Raw genomic sequence first — 19,190 nt, forward strand, 5'->3', positions numbered from 1 at the left:
TCCCTCGATAAGGGTCCTCAGGTGAACATCAATAACGCGCTATCCGATGGCTTCTCTACCCCTTCTTTCCCACAGGGAGGGAGCTTGGAGCCTAATGCTCGGCCTCTAGTCACACAGGTGATGTCAATCGCGCGTCGGCGCAAATGGGTCATTCTTGCAAGTATCGCGATAGCCCTCGCGCTGGGCTTAGTCGTCACGTTGCTGATGACACCCATGTATCATGCAGAAAGCACACTCGAGATTCAGCGCGAGAATAGCGGTCTTGTCAACGTACGAGACGACGCTAGGTCAGCTGCTATCGACCAAGAATTTTATGAGACGCAATATGGTCTTCTGATCGCACGAAGCTTGGCGGAGCGTGTCGCAACCAACCTTCGCCTGCAAGATGATCCTGCGTTCTTTGCCGCATTCGGCACCGGAAAGGACTGGTTTGACAATGGCCGGATACGTCCCGATGCGCCATCGCGGGCCGACCGCATACGGATTGCCGGTCAAATCTTACTTAATCATTTCACTGTTGAGCATGAGCGCCAATCCCGTCTGGTGACGATCGGATTTACCAGCCCGAATGCCGTTCTTTCAAAACGGGTTATAGATTCCTGGGCTTCCAGCTTTATCCAGATGACCTTGGAACGTCGCTTCGGTACCACCGCATACGCACGTCAGTTTCTGGAAACCCGCCTAAGCGACCTGCGGCGACGCATCGATGAATCGGAACGCCGCCTGGTAGGATATGCGGCGCGCGAAGGCATCATAAATCTGCCAAGTGCCCCCGCCGATGCAACCACGGGCAACACCCCGGAACGTTCGCTTGCGAGCGACGATCTCGCCACCCTTAATCAGGAATTGGCACGCGCCCGTGCTGATCGTATTCAGGCAGCGAGCCGCCTAGGCATTGCCGCGGGCCAGACGCCAGAGGCCCTCCAGAATGCGGCACTCGGCTCCTTGCGGCAACAGCGGGCCGAGCTTGCGAGCAACTACGCCAAGATGATGGCGCAGTTTGCTCCCGATTATCCCCCTGCCAAAGCACTTCAGAACCAGATCGCACAACTTGATCAGGCCATTGGACGTGAAGAGCGTCGTGTGGGTGGCTCACTCCGTGAGACCTATGATGCGAGCGTCGCGCGGGAAAATGCCTTGCAACGTCGTGTCAACGACATGAAGACAGATGTACTAGATCTTCGCCGTAGAAGCATTCAGTATAATATCTACCAGCGAGACGCCGATACAAATCGCCAACTCTACGATGCATTGCTGCAGCGCTATAAAGAAATCGGTATTGCAGGTGGTGTCGGAACGAATAACATATCAGTAGTTGACTCGCCCGAGGTCCCGGCATCACCGTCTAGCCCTAAGCTCGCCATCAATCTCCTTATTGCCCTAATCTCCGGCCTTGCGATTGGCGTCGGTGCGGCTTGGGTAATGGAACAGATCGACCAAGGCATAGCGGATCCTGACGAGATAAAGAGTGAGCTGCATCTGCCGCTACTCGGCACGATTCCCAAGATTCTAACTGGCGCGCCGTTATCCTTGCTTGATGATCGTAAATCGATGATCAGCGAAGCTTATACGTCAATTCAAACGAATCTTTCCTTTAGCACGGACCATGGTCTGCCTCGAAGCATCGCGATCACGAGTACGCGTCCCGCGGAGGGCAAATCAACAAGCGCCTTCGCCCTGGCCTTGTCGATGGCACGTTTGTCTCGTCGCGTTCTCCTCGTTGATGGCGATATGCGTTCGCCCTCCGTTCATCATCTTTTGGGCATCGAAAATCGCAATGGCCTGAGTAACTTCCTTGCGGGCGATGAAGATTGGCAATCGTTGGTCCGCCCAAGCGGCCACGAGAACCTCAGCATTATGACATCTGGTCCGCTGCCGCCCAGCGCGCCCGACCTTTTGATCGGAAACCGGTTCGAACATCTATTGGCTGAGTTGCTCGATCAATTCGACAATATCGTTATTGATTCTCCGCCTGTCATGGGTCTTGCCGATGCTCCGCTAATAGGAACCAAGGTGGAAGGCATGGTCTATGTGGTCGAATCACATAGCACCCAAAAGGGGATGGTGCTGGTGGCTCTCAGCCGACTACGCGCGACCAAAACGGCGCTGGTCGGGGTGATCCTAACCAAGTTTGATGCGAAACGCGCACATTACGGATATGACTATAACTATGGCTATGGCTATGGCTATGGTGAAGCCACAGAACAGCGGAAATGATCCGGCCTGCGGTAGGAGCAATGACTAAGACCGCGGGAAAAGTCCCGCAACTTATCAGAGGCATCGCTGCCATCCTGTTTGTGTGGCTGACATGTGCAGTCACACTTTCGGTAGTCATGGCACGCAGGGCACCTGCTATTTCATTCGCATTGGGCTATCGGACTTCTGCCGGCGAAGCCGCTTTGGCATTGCTCCAGATTGCCGATGATCCCAAAGCAAACGGTGACAATATCGTCGCACTTAGCCGTGCCGCCTTGCGCCGTGAGGCAGTTAGCGTCGATGCAGTGGTCGCGATGGGTACTATTGCAGCTCTACGCAATCAGACCACTCGTGCGGAACAATTGTTCGCTTATTCCGAACATCTATCGAGGCGTAACATTCCGACGCAACTTTGGCTCATCGAGAATGCGGTTGAACGTGGAAGAGTGGATCAGGCGTTGATACACTACGACCGGGCAATGAGCGTCTCAGAAAATACGCGTCCGCTGCTTCTTCCTATATTGAGCCAAGCTGCGGCGTCGCCTGCCGTTGGGGATCCACTCGCTCGTATGCTAGCGCGACGGCCCTTGTGGTGGCCCGCCGCCATGGATTACTTCCTTGCCAGCCCAAATGCCCAAGCTATCCTGCCTAAAGTAGTCCTCGCCCTAAAGCTGCGGGCCGATGTGCCGACAGAAAGGACATATCTGATCTCTGCGATGAAGCGTTTGAGCGATGCTGGCAAGACAAAGGCCGCGCTCTCACTGTATGGCACAGTTCGGGGGCCAACCGAAGCGACAGCTCCGATACGGGGAGGCGACTTCGAACATGTCGGTAATCTTCCGCCGTTCGATTGGAACCTGACTGAAAGTGCAGGGGTCAGCGGAATAATACAGCCCGGCGGTGTAGGATCGGGTCATGCCTTGTTCCTCTCTGCCGAAGCGGGTGAACAAGGCGAAGCAGCTCGACAGGTTCTGGACTTACCGCCAGGAGCATACCGATTGACAGCGATTGCCGGCAGTGTTGCGCCAGACAGGATCGATCGGCCAAGGCTGGTCTTGTCCTGCCTGATCCCCGACAAGACAGTTTTGATCGATCTGCCGTTCCCGACTGCTACGGAACGTGGCACATCCATGACAGGGAGCGTTATCGTGCCTCCGGGCTGCAAAGGCCAGCTCATCCAAGTCATCATGCATGCGTCGCTTGATGGTTCGGGGGGGGGAACTATGCCTTGGATTGACGATATTCGGATTACACAGATGTCGATACGCTGAACGTATGGTTCTTTTCACTACCAATGCTCCCCAGCTTAAAGGTTGTATGATATGACTGCGACTGATGGCGATATCATAGAGCATCCGGTGCTCCCGACAGTTGACATTCTTGGCGTTCCAGTCAGCCGGACGACGATGCCACAGGCCGTGGGTACGGTGTTTAACGCCATTCGTTCCTGTAAGTCACAATACGTCTGCGTCCGTGACGTTCATGGCATCATGCACGCCATCGACCATCCGGACATGATGGACATCCAGCGCCGCGCTGCGATGGTTACGCCCGACGGCATGCCTCTGGTCATCGTAGCCCGTTCGCGCGGATTTAGAGATATCGAGCGGGTTTGCGGTGCAGACTTGATGGATGCAGTGTGCGACGCTTCACAAGATGAAGGCTTTAAGCACTTCTTTTACGGTGGAAAAGAAGGGGTTGCTGAGCTGCTGATTGAGCGACTGAAGGCGCGCTACCCCCGGCTTCAGGTGGCGGGATCCTACTGCCCCCCCTTCCGTCCTCTGACTCCCGAAGAGGATGATACCGCAACGCGTATGATCCGGGAATCCGGGGCCCAGATCGTCTGGGTGGGCATCAGCACGCCCAAACAAGAATATTGGATGCGCGACCATGTGGCTCACCTGCCTGGTGCGACATTGCTTGGAGTCGGCGCGGCATTCGACTTTCACGCCGGTATGGTCAAGCGGGCACCGGTGGTGATGCGCCGCTTGTCACTGGAATGGCTTCATCGTCTTGCAAGCGAACCACGCCGCTTATGGCGGCGTTACCTCATCATGGCCCCCAAGTTCGTCTGGCATGTGATGCGCGAGAAATCGTCAGTCACGCAATGATCCCGCGAAAAATACTTCTGCTCCACAACCGCTACCAGCAACAAGGCGGCGAAGACACTGTCGTCGCGGCAGAACACGATCTGCTGGCGCGAGCTGGCTACGCTGTAGATACTCTTATCCTGACAAACGATAACATCGGGGGTGTCGTAAAGCAGGCGCAGGCTGCGCTATTCACAGCATATAACCCGACATCGCGCCGACTTGTGCGACAAAAACTACGCGCAAATCGTCCCGACATTGTTCACGTCCACAATTTTTTTCCCCGCTTTAGCCCCAGTATTTTCGATGCCTGTCGCGATGAGAATGTGCCGGTTGTCATGACGCTGCATAATTATCGTCTCGCTTGTGCCAATGGGCTACTATTCCGCGAGGGTCGACCATGCGAGGCGTGCATCGGAGGCAATCTACTCCATGCGGTGCGACATGCCTGTTACCGCAAATCACGATTAGGTTCGGCGGCCGTGGCTGCCATGATTGGCTATCATCGTCAGGTTGGCACTTGGCACAACAAGGTCACCCGCTTCATAGCGCTTACGGAGTTTGCTCGAACGCGCATGATCGCCGCAGGCCTACCGCCTGCCCGAATTCGCATAAAGCCAAATTTCATTGCTGACCCCCACCCTGCCGCCGACCCCCTTGCGGCAGACGGAGAAGCCTACGCCCTGTTCGTTGGCAGACTTAGTCCTGAGAAGGGCGCAAGCACTTTGATCGATGCTTGGCAAGGTATCGACTTGCCTTTACGGATCGTCGGCGACGGGCCGGAACGCGCACAACTTGTCGCCAAGGCTCCGGCCAACGCAACGTTCATCGGCCAGCTGGACCGTCAAGCGGTGCTCCGCCAGATGGCAAATGCGTCATTTTTGATCGTTCCATCCGTTTGGTACGAGGGGTTTCCCATGACGGTGGTGGAGACCATGGCGCTCGGCGTTCCCGTTATCGCAGCGGCCATTGGCAGTCTGCGAGATCTACTGGATGACGGCATCGAAGGTCGACATTTCATAGCCGGTGACGCACAAGACCTGCGCCGTGTTGTTCACGAAATGGTGGAAAACCCACTTGGTGTGCAGCAAATGGGCATTCGGGCGCGTCAGCGCTACCTCAGCCAACTCTCCCCAGAGCGAAATCTTGCAATGTTAACAGAAATTTATCACGAGATGGTAGCAATGCCTGACCCTTATTAATGGGCATCACGCCACTACCGTTTTTCGCCTTTTTGCCCTTATGAACGTCGCAACTTCGACACGCTGACGACCGGTACAGGATCAAGCAAAATCATGCATAAAAAGACAGCCCTCATTACTGGCGTAACGGGTCAGGATGGCGCCTATCTGGCGCAATTGCTTCTTGAGAAGGGCTATCGGGTCCATGGGCTTAAGCGCCGCTCCTCCTCCTTCAATACGGGCCGTATCGAAGACATATACGAAGATCCACATGTCGAGGATCCCCGTCTCTCGCTCCACTACGGGGATATGACGGACTCGACGAACCTAATCCGCTTGGTTCAAGAGACTCAGCCAGACGAAATCTATAATCTAGCAGCACAGAGCCACGTCCAAGTCAGCTTTGAAACACCGGAATATACGGCTAACGCTGACGGCATCGGAACGCTGCGATTACTTGAAGCAATTCGTATTCTCGGGATGGAGAAAACTTGCCGATTCTATCAGGCATCAACATCGGAATTATACGGACTAGTTCAACAAGTCCCTCAGCGGGAGAGCACGCCATTCTATCCCCGCTCTCCTTACGCAGCAGCAAAGCTTTATGCGTATTGGATCGTTGTTAACTATCGTGAAGCCTATGGAATGCACGCATCGAATGGCATTCTATTTAATCATGAGAGCCCACTTCGTGGGGAAACCTTTGTGACTCGGAAGATAACTCGTGCTGCAGCAGCTATTGCTCTTGGTCGTCAGGACCGATTGTATCTCGGCAACCTGAATGCCCAGCGCGATTGGGGACATGCTCGCGAATATGTGCGCGGCATGTGGATGATGCTGCAAGCCGATCAACCCGATGACTACGTTCTCGCAACAGGAAAGACCACGACAGTTCGGACCTTCGTGGAATGGGCGTTCGAAGATGTCGGCATCGCGTTGCGTTGGGAAGGCGAAGATGCCAACGAAAAGGGGTATTGTGCCAATACAGGCCGGCTGCTCGTTGCGATCGACCCACGCTATTTCCGACCAACCGAAGTGGATCTTCTGATTGGAGACCCTTCCAAGGCATTGGACAAACTGGGCTGGCGGCATGACACGTCGCCGCGCGATCTCGCGCGGGAAATGGTGCAGGCCGACCTAAAGATCATGGAGACCGCTCCCATTGGCAAGGGAGCCTGACATGTACGCACTCAAGGGCAAAAAAGTATGGGTCGCTGGACATCGCGGCATGGTGGGTTCTGCGATCGTACGGCGTCTGGAGTCCGAAGACTGTGAGATTTTAACGGTCGACCGTACGGTGGTCGATCTACGTAATCAGGTCGCCGTGGGCGACTGGATGAAAGCCAACCGCCCGGACGCCGTTTTCCTTGCAGCTGCAAAAGTCGGCGGAATCGTAGCCAATGATAGCTATCCCGCCGACTTCCTACTCGACAATCTGCTGATTGAGACCGCCATCATTGCGGGCGCTCATCGGGCTGATGTGGAAAAGCTCCTATTCCTAGGATCAAGTTGCATCTATCCCAAATATGCTGCGCAACCCATTGTCGAGGAAGCATTGCTAACCGGTTCGCTTGAACCCACCAACGAATGGTATGCAATTGCGAAGATTGCCGGAATAAAACTTACTCAAGCCTTTCGTCGCCAGTACGGCGCTGATTTTATTTCCGCAATGCCGACCAATCTCTATGGACCTGGAGACAATTTTGATTTGTCATCAAGCCATGTCATGCCCGCGCTAATCCGCAAAGTCGATCAAGCCAAAGCGGAAAAAGGTGATGTTGTCGTCTGGGGAACCGGGACAGTAATGCGTGAATTTTTGTACGTCGACGATTGTGCAGATGCTTGCGTGCATCTGATGAAAATGTACTCTGATGCGGGCCATGTCAATATAGGGTCAGGACAAGATATATCTATTACTGATTTAACCAAGCTTGTCATGAGCGTTTTAGATTATGACGCCACCATCATTTACGACACGTCCAAACCAGACGGAACGCCTCGCAAACTGATGGACAGTAGCAAACTTGCTAGTTTTGGATGGGAGCCATCCGTCTCGCTTCGCGATGGGATTGCCCTCAGTTACCAGGCGTTCAAACAGGGCAACTATCGCATCTCATCCCATTGATCTATTTCCATTTAATTTGAATTAATATAATTTATCAAACACAGGACAATAACATCTCTGAAATTACAACAAACGTCATTTGCCTTAATCGAAAGCTTGAGCCCGTTGATCTTATTTCGGTGTCTACTTTGACGCATTATATTTAATGCTTTCGCAGATTATTTGTGCGATTGAAATCGTAATATAAAATAATCCTATTATACCTCCTTTCAATAAAAAAAAGGGGGGGGGGTGCGTGATATATTTAGCGAAACGGGCATGAGCAGGCGCGGGCAGTTGCGTGCAAGGCGGGTGCGACCTCACTAGAAGGTGACGCGCCAATACTGGACTAGATAGCAAAAATCGTTATCCGCGTACCAGTCATGCCCACGGTCACTCTCAGCAACGGTCGGTCCTTCCTCGCGGACCCCGCGGTTTCGATCCTTGAGGCCGCCCAAGCCGCAGGAATAACCTTGGAGTATAGCTGTCGCACAGGTCGTTGTGGAATTTGTAAAGCACCGTTGCTTGCAGGAAAATCCGCCGTCCTACGCTCCGAAGACGAAAGTCTTACAGAAAAAGACGTTCTAGACGGAATGATTCTGACCTGTTGCCGGTCAGCAGAAAGTGATATTTTACTTGATCTTGAACCGCTAGACCGCTTGGCTGGTATAGAGATACGAACGATGCCTGCGCGTATTGTTCTGATGGACAGATTAGCCCCGGAAATCGTCCGTGTTGTCTTGAAGACCCCGCCGGCCACGCCATTACATTTTGTTGCCGGTCAATACATTGATGTTATCGCCGATGGCGTTCGCCGAAGCTATAGCCTTGCCAACTCGCCTCGGAGTGATAACTTACTTGAATTGATCATAAAGCGATATCCCGGCGGGCATCTAAGTTCGTTCTGGTTCGAACGTGCCAAGCCGAATGATCTGATCCGCCTCGAAGGACCATTCGGCACCTTTTTCCGTCGGAACTCAGAATCGAAGAACATCCTGTTCCTAGCGACGGGCACGGGAATTGCTCCGGTCAAAGCCCTATTGGAAGAGATGGCTGTTGACCGCGAGGCGAGCTCGCATCAGCGCATTCGCGTGTTTTGGGGCAATCGCGAGGCGGAGAATTTCTGCTGGGACCCCGTCTCCCTTGGACTAAATATCGGCTTTCATCACTTGCTATCCGGGGGTGATCCCAATTGGGCCGGTAGACGAGGGTACGTACACGAGGCAGCAATCGACGATGGCGTCGATCCTACCGACACCATAGTTTATGCTTGCGGCTCCAGCGTAATGATCGCATCGGCACGTAACGCCCTGAGCGCACTCGGATTGCCTCCACGCCGCTTCGTCTCCGATGCGTTCGTCAGCTCGAACTGAGATAGGACAAGAATGAAGGCAGTTATCCTAGCAGGTGGTCTCGGCACGCGTTTCGCCGAGGAAACCAGTTTGCGCCCCAAACCCATGATTGAGATTGGTGGGCGACCGATCTTATGGCATATTATGAAAATATACGCCTCACATGGTATTACCGATTTTGTGATCTGCTGCGGTTATAAGGGTTATATAATAAAGGAGTATTTTGCCAATTATTTCCTTCACATGTCCGATGTGACGTTCGACATGCGCGCCAACGAAATGATCGTCCATACGAAGCGCGCGGAGCCTTGGCGTGTGACGCTAGTGGATACTGGCGATGACAGCATGACTGGCGGTCGGCTCAAGCGAGTGGCTGAGCATGTACGGGATGAAGAACTCTTTCTATTCACCTACGGTGACGGCGTCGGCGATATTGATATCACGGCATCGATTGCCTTCCACCGCGCACATGGAAAGGCCGCGACCTTGACGGCGACTTATCCCCCTGGACGTTTCGGCGCCTTGCAGATGGACGAGGCGCAGGTCACAAACTTCCTCGAGAAGCCGCAGGGGGATGGCGGCATGATCAATGGCGGCTTTTTCGTTCTCGATCCCAAAGTTCTGGAGTATATCGAGGACGATGCGACGGTGTGGGAGCAGGAGCCGCTGCGTAATCTTGCTGAGCATGGTCAGTTGATGGCGTTCGAGCATCACGGCTTTTGGCAACCGATGGACACATTGCGTGACAAGCAACACCTCGAGAAGCTTTGGGATAGTCAGAAGGCACCATGGCGCGTATGGTGAGCGGCACCGTCGATGCTTCGTTCTGGGCTGGCAAGCGTGTCTTTTTGACCGGTCATACCGGGTTTAAGGGCAGCTGGATGGCGCTGTGGCTCCAACAGATGGGGGCGCAGGTCACTGGCTTTGCCTTGACGCCGCCCACCCGCCCGGCGCTGTTCGACGTCGCACGCGTCGCCGACGGCATGATCTCGATCATCGGCGACATCCGTGATCGCGAGGTTCTGGAAGACGCGCTGGTCGCGGCCGATCCCGAGATCGTCATCCACATGGCCGCGCAGCCGCTGGTGCGCGCTTCGTACGACGATCCGGTCGGCACCTATGCCACCAACGTCATGGGCACGGTGCACCTGCTCGAGGCGGTGCGCAAGGCGGCCAACGTGCGTGCGGTGTGCGTCGTCACCACCGACAAATGCTATGAAAACCGCGAATGGGTGTGGGGCTATCGCGAGGACGAGCCGATGGGCGGCTACGACCCCTATAGCAACTCCAAGGGCTGCGCCGAGCTCGTCGTGTCCGCCTATCGCCGCTCGTTCTTCGGCGAGGGCAGCACGGTCGCGCTCGCATCGGGCCGCGCCGGCAACGTCATCGGCGGGGGCGACTGGGCGGTCGATCGATTGATCCCCGACATCCTCCGCGCGATCGCCGATGGCGACAAGGTGCTGATCCGCAACCCGCTGGCGATCCGACCCTGGCAGCATGTGCTGGAGCCGGTGTCGGGCTATCTCGTCCTGTGCCAGGCGCTGTGGAACGATCCGCAGACGGCCGCCGAAGCCTGGAATTTTGGGCCGCGCGACGACGATGCCCGCCCGGTCCAGTGGATCGTCGAGCGGATGTGCGTAGCCTGGGGTGACGATGCGGGCTGGACGCACGACGACAGCGTCCAGCCGCACGAGGCGCGTTACCTCAAGCTCGACATCTCCAAGGCGCGCGCCGGCCTCGGCTGGGGCCCGCGCTGGTCGCTCGGAGAGACATTGGAAGGCATCGTCGCTTGGCATCGAGCCTGGCTGTCCGGTGCCGACATGCACGACCATTGCAACGCCGAGCTGGAGCGCTTCGTCCGCACCCCGCTCGCCCACGCCGCATAGAAAGACAGATCGATGACCGCTGACGACCTTCGCAAGCAGATCCGCGCGCTGGTGACCCAGTATGCCGACGCCCAGTTCGCACCCCGCCCCTTCGTCCCCGGCGAAACCGTGATCCCGCCCGCCGGCAAGGTGATCGGTGCACCCGAGATCGAACTAATGGTCGAAGCCAGCCTCGACGGCTGGCTAACGACGGGCCGCTTCAACACCGAATTCGAGGCTGGCCTCGCCAAGCTGCTCGGCGCACCGTTCGTGCTCACCACCACCTCGGGGTCGTCGGCTAACCTGCTCGCGCTATCGTGCCTCACCAGCCACAAGCTCGGCGATCGTCGCCTGAAGCCGGGGGACGAGGTGATCACCGTCGCGGCTGGCTTCCCGACCACGGTCAACCCGTCGATTCAGCACGGCCTGGTGCCGGTGTTCGTCGATGTCGATGTGCCGACCTACAATATCGACGCCAGCCTGATCGAGGCGGCGATCACCGAGAAGACCGGCGCGATCATGATCGCGCACACGCTCGGCAATCCCTTCAACCTCGCCGAAGTGCGGCGCATCTGCGACGAGCACGACCTGTGGCTGGTCGAGGATTGCTGCGACGCGCTCGGCGCCACCTATTTCGACGCCAAGACCGGCCAGTACAAGAACGTCGGCCTGTGGGGCGATGTCGCAACGGTCAGCTTCTACCCCGCGCACCATATCACGATGGGCGAAGGCGGCGCGGTCTTCACCCAGTCGCTGGAACTCAAGCCGATCATCGAGAGCATCCGCGACTGGGGCCGCGACTGCTATTGCGCGCCGGGTTGCGACAACACCTGCGGGAGCCGTTTCGGCCAGCAACACGGTTCGCTCCCTTTCGGCTACGACCACAAGTACGTTTATAGCCACCTGGGCTACAATCTGAAGATCACCGACATGCAGGCTGCCTGCGGCCTTGCCCAGCTCGATCGTGCGGAGGGTTTCGTCGAGGCGCGTCGCCGCAACTTCGACCTGCTTACCCAGCGGCTGAAGGGCATGGAGGAGATCTTCATCCTGCCGGAAGCGACGCCGAATTCGAACCCGTCGTGGTTCGGCTATCCGCTGATGCTGCGCGATGGCGTTGACACCAAGCGCGTCGATGTGACCCGCTTCCTCGACCAGAACAAGATCGGCACGCGCCTGCTGTTCGCCGGAAACCTGACGCGTCAGCCCTATTTCGAGCACGTCAACTATCGCGTCGTCGGCGACCTGACCCGCACCGATCAGATCATGAACAACACCTTCTGGCTGGGCCTCTTCCCGGCCCTGGGCCAGGAGCATTTCGATTATGTCGGCGAGAAGCTCGAAGAATTCTTCGGGCTGAATTTCTGAGGACGCTGTGACGATGTTGGTGGAGGACACCGAAATACCAGGCTGCCACGTTCTTCAGGCAACGGTACTCCGCGATGAACGTGGCGCGTTCACCAAAACGTTTCACGCTCTCTTGTTTGAAGATGCAAAGCTGCGCACCGATTGGGCGGAGGAATACTTCACCCTTTCAAAAAAGGGCGTGGTGCGCGGCATGCATTTCCAACTTCCGCCGGCTGCGCACGCCAAAATGGTTTTCTGCCTTACCGGCAGAGTGTTGGATGTCGTAGTCGATCTTCGCAAAGGATCTCCGGCCTTCGGACGAGCGCTCAGTTTCGAATTAAGTGCCGAAAACGGCCGGGGACTTTATCTTCCGGTTGGCTGTGCCCATGGTTTTGTATCGTTGAGTGAAACAAGCGGTATGTATTATAAGGTTACCAGCGTTTACTCACCGGAATACGATGCAGGTATCGCTTGGGATAGTATAGGTTTTGACTGGCCAACGACTGATCCCGTTTTGTCAAAGCGCGATAAGTCACACCCAGCCTTTGGCGATTTCGACACTCCTTTCATATTTGCGCAGGACTGATCCATGCCACGTGCGCTCGTTACTGGTGCAACCGGCTTCATCGGCGGCCATCTGGTCGATGTTTTGGCCCGAGCGGGATGGGAGGTTCACGCACTAGCGCGAACGACGCCACCACCTCACCCGGCGCAAATACATTGGCTAGATGGCTCGCAACAACGCTTGCAGGCGATCCTGTCGGATGTGCAACCTGACGTGACGTTCCATCTGGCCTCACTATTCCTGGCCACCCATACGCCGGAGCAGGCAGAGGATCTTGCAACGGCGAACATCGTCTTCCCATTGCAGTTGGTAGAAGCAATGGTAAGAACAGGCTGTCGGCGCCTAGTTAACACCGGTACAGCGTGGCAATTTGCCGAAACGGGAGCGCCACTGCCTGTCAATCTTTACGCCGCAACAAAGCAAGCTTTTGACGCTATCCTGACGTATTATCAGGACGCTGAGGCTTTATCTGTCGTATCACTGCGACTTTTTGACACCTATGGTCCCGGCGATCCACGTCGCAAACTAATTCGTATCCTTCTAGATGCAGCCCGCAGCGGTGAAGTGCTGGATATGTCGCCTGGCGAGCAGATTGTTGATCTTACGCACGTTGATGATGTGGTCGCCGCCTTCATGACGGCGGGACAGCGATTGATCACCACACCGGATCCGTTGGCGGAGGACTGGTTCGTCAGTGGGGAACGACAGACACTTCGCGGTCTGGTGACCAAGGTAGAACAAGCTTTGGCTTTGTCATTGAATGTAAATTTTGGTGGAAGACCGTATCGTGATCGGGAAGTGATGGTTCCCACTGATCCCAGCAAAAAGATCCTGCCGGACTGGCGACCACAGCGCTCATTGGCTGAGGCTCTGCCGGCAATGATATCCACCTGATTGATAAACTGATCCCGTCAGTGATAATGGTCTATTACCCCCATGCATTCCTAGTAAGTGCCTGACAGCGTGATGCCGGGACTGATCACTGCCCTTCGGACGACAAGAGCGGGCAAGCGGCACCAATTGATAGACGAAAAATGCGTTGATCGGGCCACTATTGCCAGGAGAGCGTGAACGTGGCTGTCTGCGGGAGGCGGTGTGCCAGCTTTCTGATCAAACAGCAACTCGGACATATATACCTAGCTCAAACTCCCCCGAGTACGGTACGAATTATATTGTACAAGTACTTTCTAGGGTAAGGCAATATTGTCTTAATCTCTTTCTCTATAGCACGGCGATCTATGCTTACGTTCCAAAACGTGTTCCAGCGTTGGATTTCACACGCGGTATTCAACGGGATTAGATGACGCCACCACAGTGGAACCCCCGTCCCAACATATTCCTCTTGTAAACGATGCGTGCTGAGGACCATGGCGCGAATCACCGGCTCCCCCAGCGTCTCGTTTACAGCAATGCGATAGCTTGCAAATGCTCGACGATCTTGAACCAGATGAAATCGCTGGCAGAAACGCGCATAGAACAAATGGTCCGCCGCAGGATAATCACATTCGTCATATCCTCCGATGGTGATCGCGTCTGCCTTACGGCAGATAAAACCGATCGGATTACCAATTGGGTTGCCCCAAAATAAGGCTTGCGGCGTTACGCGACGATGATCGGACAGGCCATAACGCCTGAATTCAATCAGTTTCCGCTTTATGTTATGAAGCACTCGATGTGAGCCATTCTCATACTGGATGAGTTTTTCACCAAGCGTTTTCCGCTGATCAAGGTTGCGTTTCTGACAGGCGATCCCATCTATATGGGGATTCGCGCTAAGCACCATCAGCATAGCTTCCGAAAAATCGGGATCAAGTAGATCATCATCATGCAACATCGTGTGCCAATGGCCACGACCGAGTTCGATGCAGCGATTCCAGTTACCCGTCATGCCGATGTTTTCGCTATTTCGATAATAACGAAAATTGGCCTGTTTTACGTGTGGCAACTCCGCGATCAATCGGTCAGCATCAATCGATGCCGGATCGTTGTCGACGACAACGATCTCGATAACCCGTGACGACCGTTGTGCAATGGCGCTTTCCACTGTCTCGCGTAACATTTGAAAACGTCGGAAGGTCGGAATTGTAATCGACAGGTCGGGTATACGATCGTCGTCACCCTTGGCCATCAACATTGCTGGTGGAGCATAAGTGGGAAACGACTGCGGGTCTGTAAGTATCACATTTATCTCCAACGTTACGCTGGCACTGGTATTAACATGCAAAAGGATACGGTCGACTTTATGCCTTCGCGAGGCGCGTATCCTGTAGTAGCATCAATGGCCAACGCCAATTATTGTAACTTAGCTGCACAAGTCCTTGGACGGCGATGATTCCTCCAATTCCCCATCCCTGCCATCCGGCGAAAATTGTTCCTATCGCTACGGCAACTGCAGATAGCACCGCAGCGCGAGAAAAGGGAATCTTATTCCCTGTTGTGAGAATGAAAGCACTTACCCCGTGCAATCCCTCTAATAGCATCACGATGCTCAAAAACAGCAATAACGGCGTAGGTAATAACGTAATACTACGGCCAATGTGGGCGAAAATTGCTGGTACTATCGTGGCTAAAAACGCCGCTCCGAATAAAAAAAGAAGTATGAAAATACCAGACAGTTGGATAGCCTCGCGCCGGAGGGTCAGACCATCGCCTTTTGCCTGGAGGGCGACCAGGCGGGGCATAGTGAACTGCACAGGCAGCTGAGACACCTGCATTACGGCGCTGAGGAGTTGCAGGGTGATGGCATACCCCCCCCCCGCAGCAAGCCCAACGAAACTGGTCGCCGCAAACACACTCGAGCGGGTAATCAGAAAACCAGACAGCGATGCCACACCAGAGCGGGTGGCATTCGGTGCGATGATCCTAAGCAATGCCCAGGTACGGGTCCGATCATGAGGCACTTTAGGCAGGCTGCGGGTAATCGGACGTAGGAATATGGCAGCTGCTAAGCGACCGCATGCCAGCGCAATCAGTTGCGATATCGCCAGAGACAGCATTCCGCCTCCTGCCAAGAGCGCGCCGATGCCGAGCAGCGCACTTCCCCCCTTGCCGATGATCAGGCTGATGAGATCCTGTTCAATGCGATTCGCACCAACAAGAATCGGATTGACCCATGAGAAGTACATCGACTGCGCGGTAGCGAACGCCATAACGCACCATGTCATGACAACATCCGTGGTATCGAGGTGGGAACCAGCGGTTACGTTCAACACATAGGTTAGACCAATGGTTGTCATGATGACAAAGACCGCCAACCCCAACAGGGCATACCACGACCTTGCTGCATTGATGAGATCGGCGATGAGTTGAGAGTTTGGCGCATCGCAACGCCGCTCAACAAATCCTTTTTCCTGTAAGCGGTCAGCTCCCGCCATGGCGGTCGCAATACCGCGAGCAAAAGATCCACCAAACCCAAAGTCGGCTATGACAGCTAAACCCTGTATAGTTATCAGTAGATACCACACGCTAATTTCGGAGGATGACAACCTACTACCCAGAAATGGCAGCAGCATCAGCGATGCACCATATTGCAGCGCTTGAGCCACAAATCCAATAATGAAGCGGCGCTGTTTTACCAATCTTGACCGTCCAGCATAAATCATATTATCATAAAATGATTTTACTCGTGACATTACCGTTTCCGTTTTATGGCCCGCGCCCACCGTTTTCTATAATTAATCTAATCGGAATTGGCCGAAATTATTATAGAATTAAATTTATATGAACTAAAATGCGTCGACCGATCTATATTATTATCGAATAAATTCATTGGATCGACGTTCTGAAAGGCATAGGGCTGGAGGGGGTAAGTGATTAGCCTTAGAGCCAATTAGGCAGTTTTAGCTCATAGCCCTAGAGTGTTGATTCGCCGACGCGAGCCGCGTGCCGAGACATAGCCCATGCGTGCTAACAAGCCGACGCCCCGTCGAGGTGATTAAGAACTCGCCCCGGCGTCTCACCCTTAGCCAGCAGATGCGGAGATCGAGCCATACTGTCTACTAGCGCCACGGCAACTGCGATCAGGGCTGCCCACGATTGTTGCCCCTACAGCCGCAAGGGAAGCACCTTTACGTCATAAGCCATGCATTCGCTATAGGTCTGCTCCTGATCACGGCGACGTGAGATATGCGCCGACCCGCAGCGCTGGTCAAAACGGCCCGATCCTGCATGAGGTTGTCCTCTAACGGGTAACGCCAGAGGATCCAGGCCCTGTTCGGCGCCTCGCCGCCCCACGACTGAACGGCCCCGGGTTTGCCGGAGGCCATGGGTTGTGAGTTACGCTGCCATATCGATGATGTCCGCGGCAGCATAATATTGCTCTTCGGCTTCGGCAGGCGGGATGTTGCCGATGGGTTCGAGCAGGCGACGATGGTTGAACCAGTCGACCCATTCGAGCGTGGCATATTCGACGGCTTCGAAGCTGCGCCAAGGTCCTCGCCTGTGGATGACCTCCGCCTTGTAGAGGCCGTTGATCGTCTCGGCCAAAGCGTTGTCGTAGCTGTCGCCGACGCTGCCAACTGATGGCTCTATCCCGGCTTCGGCGAGGCGCTCGGTGTATTTGATGGAGACGTATTGCGACCCACGGTCGCTATGATGGACGAGACCGCTTCGATGGGCCGGCCGGCGGTCATGAAGCGCTTGTTCCAAAGCATCGAGGACGAAGCTGGCATGCGCTGTCCTGCTCGCTCGCCAGCCGACGATGCGTCTCGCGTAAGTGTCGATGACGAAGGCGACATAGACGAACCCCGCCCAGGTAGCGACGTAGGTGAAATCCGACACCCACAGCATGTTCGGCGCTGGCGCGTAGAACCTGCGGTTGACGTGATCCAGCGGGCACGGCGCTGCTTTGTCGCTCATCGTCGTGCGAACCGGCTTGCCCCGGATCACGCCCTGTAGACCCATATCGCGCATCAGCCGCTCGATGGTGCAGCGGGCGACCGGGAAGCCCTCGCGCATCATCTGCCGCCAGACCTTGCGGACGCCGTAGACCGCGAAGTTCTCGGCGAACACACGCGCCACCTCGGGCTTGAGAACCTGATCCCGCTGCGCCCGCGCCGACAGGCGCATTGGATCCTGCCGCTGCGCGACACGCTCGAAATACGTCGATGGGGCGATCGGCAAGACGCGGCAGATCGGCTCGACCCCATAGGCCTTACGGTGATCGTCGATGAAGGCGATCATCGCCGGAACGGGCGGTCGAGCTCCGCCTGGGCAAAATATGCGGATGCCTTGCGGAGGATCTCGTTGGCCTGTCGCAGCTCGCGGACTTCGCGTTCCAGCGCCTTCATCTTGTCAGCGACATCGGTCGGAACGCCAGCGCGCTTGCCGCTGTTCACCTCCGCCTTCTTTACCCACTCATGCAGCGTCTGCGGAACGCAGCCGATCTTCTCGGCAATAGAAACTATCGCTGCCCATCGCGATGGGTGATCGCGCTCGTGGTCCAGCACCATCCGTACCGCTCGCTCGCGGACCTCAGGCGCAAACTTGTTCGTCGTCTTGCTCATGCAGGCTCCACCTTCTCAGGAGTTGGAGCCTCCGACAAACCCGGGACGGTTCAGTTGCGCTCTTGGTTGCGTTCTGGATCAATGTGACGTGCTTCCTGAAATCATACCATTGGTAGGTTAGCTCATCAGATCAAGGCAAGAAATACGGCGAGTCCGTTTTGATCATGGGCGTGCTGTGCGAACATAAGTCTGGAGTAAAAACCACCGAGCTGTGTCGAAAGCATAGCAGCAACGGCGCGACGTTCTACAACTAAAAGGTTAAACGGGGCGGCATGACCGATCAGAGACAGCGCGCTTACGAACGCTAGAAGACGAGAACTGGTGACTAAAGAAGTTGCTGGCGGAGCCCGATGTTGGACGTGTCAAGTTAAAAGGACCTACCGAAGAAAGCTGATCTGATCCGTACATCGCGATGCTGCGGCGTGAGGGCAGGAGCATAAACCTAAAGAAAGGTGTACCGACTCTATCGCGATGAGTGGCTGACGATGGGTAAGCGCGTCGGTCGCAAATGTGCGCTGGGTACTCGATCAACGATGACGGCTCCGCAGGAGCCCAACCGTCGCTCAACTTCATGTCGGATGCATTGGCCTGCGGCTGACGGTTTCCCGTGTTTAACGTTATCCACGATTGCAATGGGAGTGCCTGGGCCCGCATCGTCGATACCTCGTTGTCAGACCGGCATCTCCTGCGCGAATTCATCGTCATTGCCGAGTGTCGCGAACTGTATTGCATGGCGATCCACGACAATAGGACCGAACTCACCAGTCAGGCCGCCCTAGCCTGGTCGGCAAATGCCGGCATCGAGTGGCACTATATCGCGCCGGGCAAACCGCAGCAGAATGACTTTGTGGAATCATTAAATGCTCGCTGGCGCGACATGTGCCTGAACGACCATGTCAATCGGCGTCCAAAAAGGACCCCCTATCGGCGTCCAAAAGGGACCCCCTTCGCCGAGCAGCATAACGGGTATGACGGGTGCGCCGTTCGCG

16 protein-coding genes, 1 pseudogene and 1 other annotated feature are annotated in these 19,190 nt (G+C 55.5%); of the genes and pseudogenes, 14 read left to right on the forward strand and 3 right to left on the reverse strand.

The annotated features are described in order from the left end of the window. The first annotated feature begins 21 nt into the window (after positions 1 to 21). The 13 genes and pseudogenes from ACGVWT_RS16610 to ACGVWT_RS16670 all read left to right on the forward strand — a co-directional run bounded on the left by ACGVWT_RS16610 (position 22) and on the right by ACGVWT_RS16670 (position 13,591). Complete coding sequence (locus ACGVWT_RS16610; RefSeq protein ID WP_315472127.1) at positions 22 to 2,217, forward strand: polysaccharide biosynthesis tyrosine autokinase; 2,196 nt, start codon at positions 22 to 24, stop codon at positions 2,215 to 2,217. Between the two features lie 20 nt (positions 2,218 to 2,237). Then, complete coding sequence (locus ACGVWT_RS16615) at positions 2,238 to 3,467, forward strand: hypothetical protein (RefSeq protein ID WP_315472126.1); 1,230 nt, start codon at positions 2,238 to 2,240, stop codon at positions 3,465 to 3,467. 51 nt (positions 3,468 to 3,518) lie between these two features. Continuing rightward, positions 3,519 to 4,307, forward strand: coding sequence for a WecB/TagA/CpsF family glycosyltransferase (locus tag ACGVWT_RS16620; protein ID WP_315472125.1), 789 nt, complete (start codon positions 3,519 to 3,521; stop codon positions 4,305 to 4,307). Next, positions 4,232 to 5,488 carry a glycosyltransferase gene (locus ACGVWT_RS16625; protein ID WP_394427376.1) on the forward strand — a complete coding sequence of 419 codons (1,257 nt, stop codon included), beginning with the start codon at positions 4,232 to 4,234 and terminating at the stop codon, positions 5,486 to 5,488. The genes ACGVWT_RS16620 and ACGVWT_RS16625 overlap by 76 nt, the downstream gene beginning before the upstream one ends. Positions 5,489 to 5,581: 93 nt before the next feature. After that, positions 5,582 to 6,646, forward strand: coding sequence for a GDP-mannose 4,6-dehydratase (gene gmd / locus ACGVWT_RS16630; protein ID WP_315472123.1), 1,065 nt, complete (start codon positions 5,582 to 5,584; stop codon positions 6,644 to 6,646). Between the two features lies 1 nt (position 6,647). Continuing rightward, a complete protein-coding gene (locus tag ACGVWT_RS16635; protein ID WP_315472122.1) occupies positions 6,648 to 7,592 on the forward strand; it encodes a GDP-L-fucose synthase in 945 nt (314 codons plus the stop codon). A 362-nt stretch (positions 7,593 to 7,954) separates the two neighbouring features. Then, positions 7,955 to 8,122 (forward strand): annotated as a pseudogene (locus ACGVWT_RS16640) (2Fe-2S iron-sulfur cluster-binding protein); the annotation flags it as partial. Positions 8,123 to 8,254: 132 nt separating this feature from the next. Further along, positions 8,255 to 8,944, forward strand: a complete 690-nt coding sequence (locus tag ACGVWT_RS16645) for an NAD(P)H-flavin reductase (protein WP_315472121.1) — start codon at positions 8,255 to 8,257, stop codon at positions 8,942 to 8,944. A gap of 12 nt (positions 8,945 to 8,956) precedes the next feature. After that, positions 8,957 to 9,727 (forward strand): glucose-1-phosphate cytidylyltransferase, encoded by a 771-nt coding sequence (gene rfbF / locus ACGVWT_RS16650; protein ID WP_315472120.1) that lies wholly within the window; start codon positions 8,957 to 8,959, stop codon positions 9,725 to 9,727. Then, the gene (rfbG, locus tag ACGVWT_RS16655; protein WP_394427392.1) at positions 9,721 to 10,809 is read left to right on the forward strand and encodes a CDP-glucose 4,6-dehydratase; all 1,089 of its coding nucleotides are present in this window, start codon (positions 9,721 to 9,723) and stop codon (positions 10,807 to 10,809) included. Before rfbF ends, rfbG begins: the two co-directional genes overlap by 7 nt. A 12-nt stretch (positions 10,810 to 10,821) precedes the next feature. Continuing rightward, entirely contained in the window at positions 10,822 to 12,153 is a 1,332-nt protein-coding gene (rfbH, locus tag ACGVWT_RS16660; RefSeq protein WP_315472118.1) for a lipopolysaccharide biosynthesis protein RfbH, read from the forward strand. 13 nt (positions 12,154 to 12,166) lie between these two features. Then, on the forward strand, positions 12,167 to 12,718 hold the full coding sequence (rfbC, locus tag ACGVWT_RS16665; RefSeq protein WP_315472117.1) for a dTDP-4-dehydrorhamnose 3,5-epimerase: 552 nt from the start codon (positions 12,167 to 12,169) through the stop codon (positions 12,716 to 12,718). A gap of 3 nt (positions 12,719 to 12,721) precedes the next feature. Further along, a complete protein-coding gene (locus ACGVWT_RS16670; protein WP_315472116.1) occupies positions 12,722 to 13,591 on the forward strand; it encodes an NAD-dependent epimerase/dehydratase family protein in 870 nt (289 codons plus the stop codon). 247 nt (positions 13,592 to 13,838) lie between these two features. Here the strand turns inward: ACGVWT_RS16670 and ACGVWT_RS16675 are convergent, their stop codons facing one another. From ACGVWT_RS16675 to ACGVWT_RS16685, 3 genes are all read right to left on the reverse strand, one after another. Beyond that, on the reverse strand, positions 13,839 to 14,825 hold the full coding sequence (locus ACGVWT_RS16675) for a glycosyltransferase family 2 protein (RefSeq protein ID WP_315472115.1): 987 nt from the start codon (positions 14,823 to 14,825) through the stop codon (positions 13,839 to 13,841). Positions 14,826 to 14,937: 112 nt separating this feature from the next. Continuing rightward, positions 14,938 to 16,359 (reverse strand): O-unit flippase-like protein, encoded by a 1,422-nt coding sequence (gene wzx / locus ACGVWT_RS16680; RefSeq protein WP_394427385.1) that lies wholly within the window; start codon positions 16,357 to 16,359, stop codon positions 14,938 to 14,940. Positions 16,360 to 16,972: 613 nt separating this feature from the next. Continuing rightward, positions 16,973 to 18,201 (reverse strand): IS3 family transposase gene (locus tag ACGVWT_RS16685; RefSeq protein ID WP_315472113.1). Its coding sequence is split into 2 segments (ribosomal slippage): positions 16,973 to 17,913 and positions 17,913 to 18,201, totalling 1,230 coding nucleotides; the frame shifts between segments, so codons are not numbered across the junction. Beyond that, positions 17,804 to 17,920, reverse strand: a sequence feature (AL1L pseudoknot). Its footprint overlaps the gene before it by 117 nt. A 607-nt stretch (positions 18,202 to 18,808) precedes the next feature. Between ACGVWT_RS16685 and ACGVWT_RS16690 the strand changes: the two genes are divergently transcribed. Next, positions 18,809 to 19,190 (forward strand): integrase core domain-containing protein (locus ACGVWT_RS16690; protein WP_394427388.1); only part of this gene is annotated, 382 nt, incomplete at its 3' end.

It is taken from the genome of Sphingomonas sp. S6 (assembly GCF_043498045.1).
Lineage (GTDB): Bacteria > Pseudomonadota > Alphaproteobacteria > Sphingomonadales > Sphingomonadaceae > Sphingomonas.

Bases quoted from the DNA above. Each gene is read 5' to 3' on its own strand.
- ACGVWT_RS16675 (WP_315472115.1), bottom strand. From the start codon at position 14,825: ATGGCCAAGGGTGACGACGATCGTATACCCGACCTGTCGATTACAATT.
- ACGVWT_RS16635 (WP_315472122.1), top strand. From the start codon at position 6,648: ATGTACGCACTCAAGGGCAAAAAAGTATGGGTCGCTGGACATCGCGGC.
- ACGVWT_RS16620 (WP_315472125.1), top strand. From the start codon at position 3,519: ATGACTGCGACTGATGGCGATATCATAGAGCATCCGGTGCTCCCGACA.
- rfbF (WP_315472120.1), top strand. From the start codon at position 8,957: ATGAAGGCAGTTATCCTAGCAGGTGGTCTCGGCACGCGTTTCGCCGAG.
- ACGVWT_RS16670 (WP_315472116.1), top strand. From the start codon at position 12,722: ATGCCACGTGCGCTCGTTACTGGTGCAACCGGCTTCATCGGCGGCCAT.
- ACGVWT_RS16645 (WP_315472121.1), top strand. From the start codon at position 8,255: ATGCCTGCGCGTATTGTTCTGATGGACAGATTAGCCCCGGAAATCGTC.
- rfbG (WP_394427392.1), top strand. From the start codon at position 9,721: ATGGTGAGCGGCACCGTCGATGCTTCGTTCTGGGCTGGCAAGCGTGTC.
- ACGVWT_RS16615 (WP_315472126.1), top strand. From the start codon at position 2,238: ATGACTAAGACCGCGGGAAAAGTCCCGCAACTTATCAGAGGCATCGCT.
- rfbC (WP_315472117.1), top strand. From the start codon at position 12,167: ATGTTGGTGGAGGACACCGAAATACCAGGCTGCCACGTTCTTCAGGCA.
- rfbH (WP_315472118.1), top strand. From the start codon at position 10,822: ATGACCGCTGACGACCTTCGCAAGCAGATCCGCGCGCTGGTGACCCAG.
- gmd (WP_315472123.1), top strand. From the start codon at position 5,582: ATGCATAAAAAGACAGCCCTCATTACTGGCGTAACGGGTCAGGATGGC.
- ACGVWT_RS16625 (WP_394427376.1), top strand. From the start codon at position 4,232: ATGGCGGCGTTACCTCATCATGGCCCCCAAGTTCGTCTGGCATGTGAT.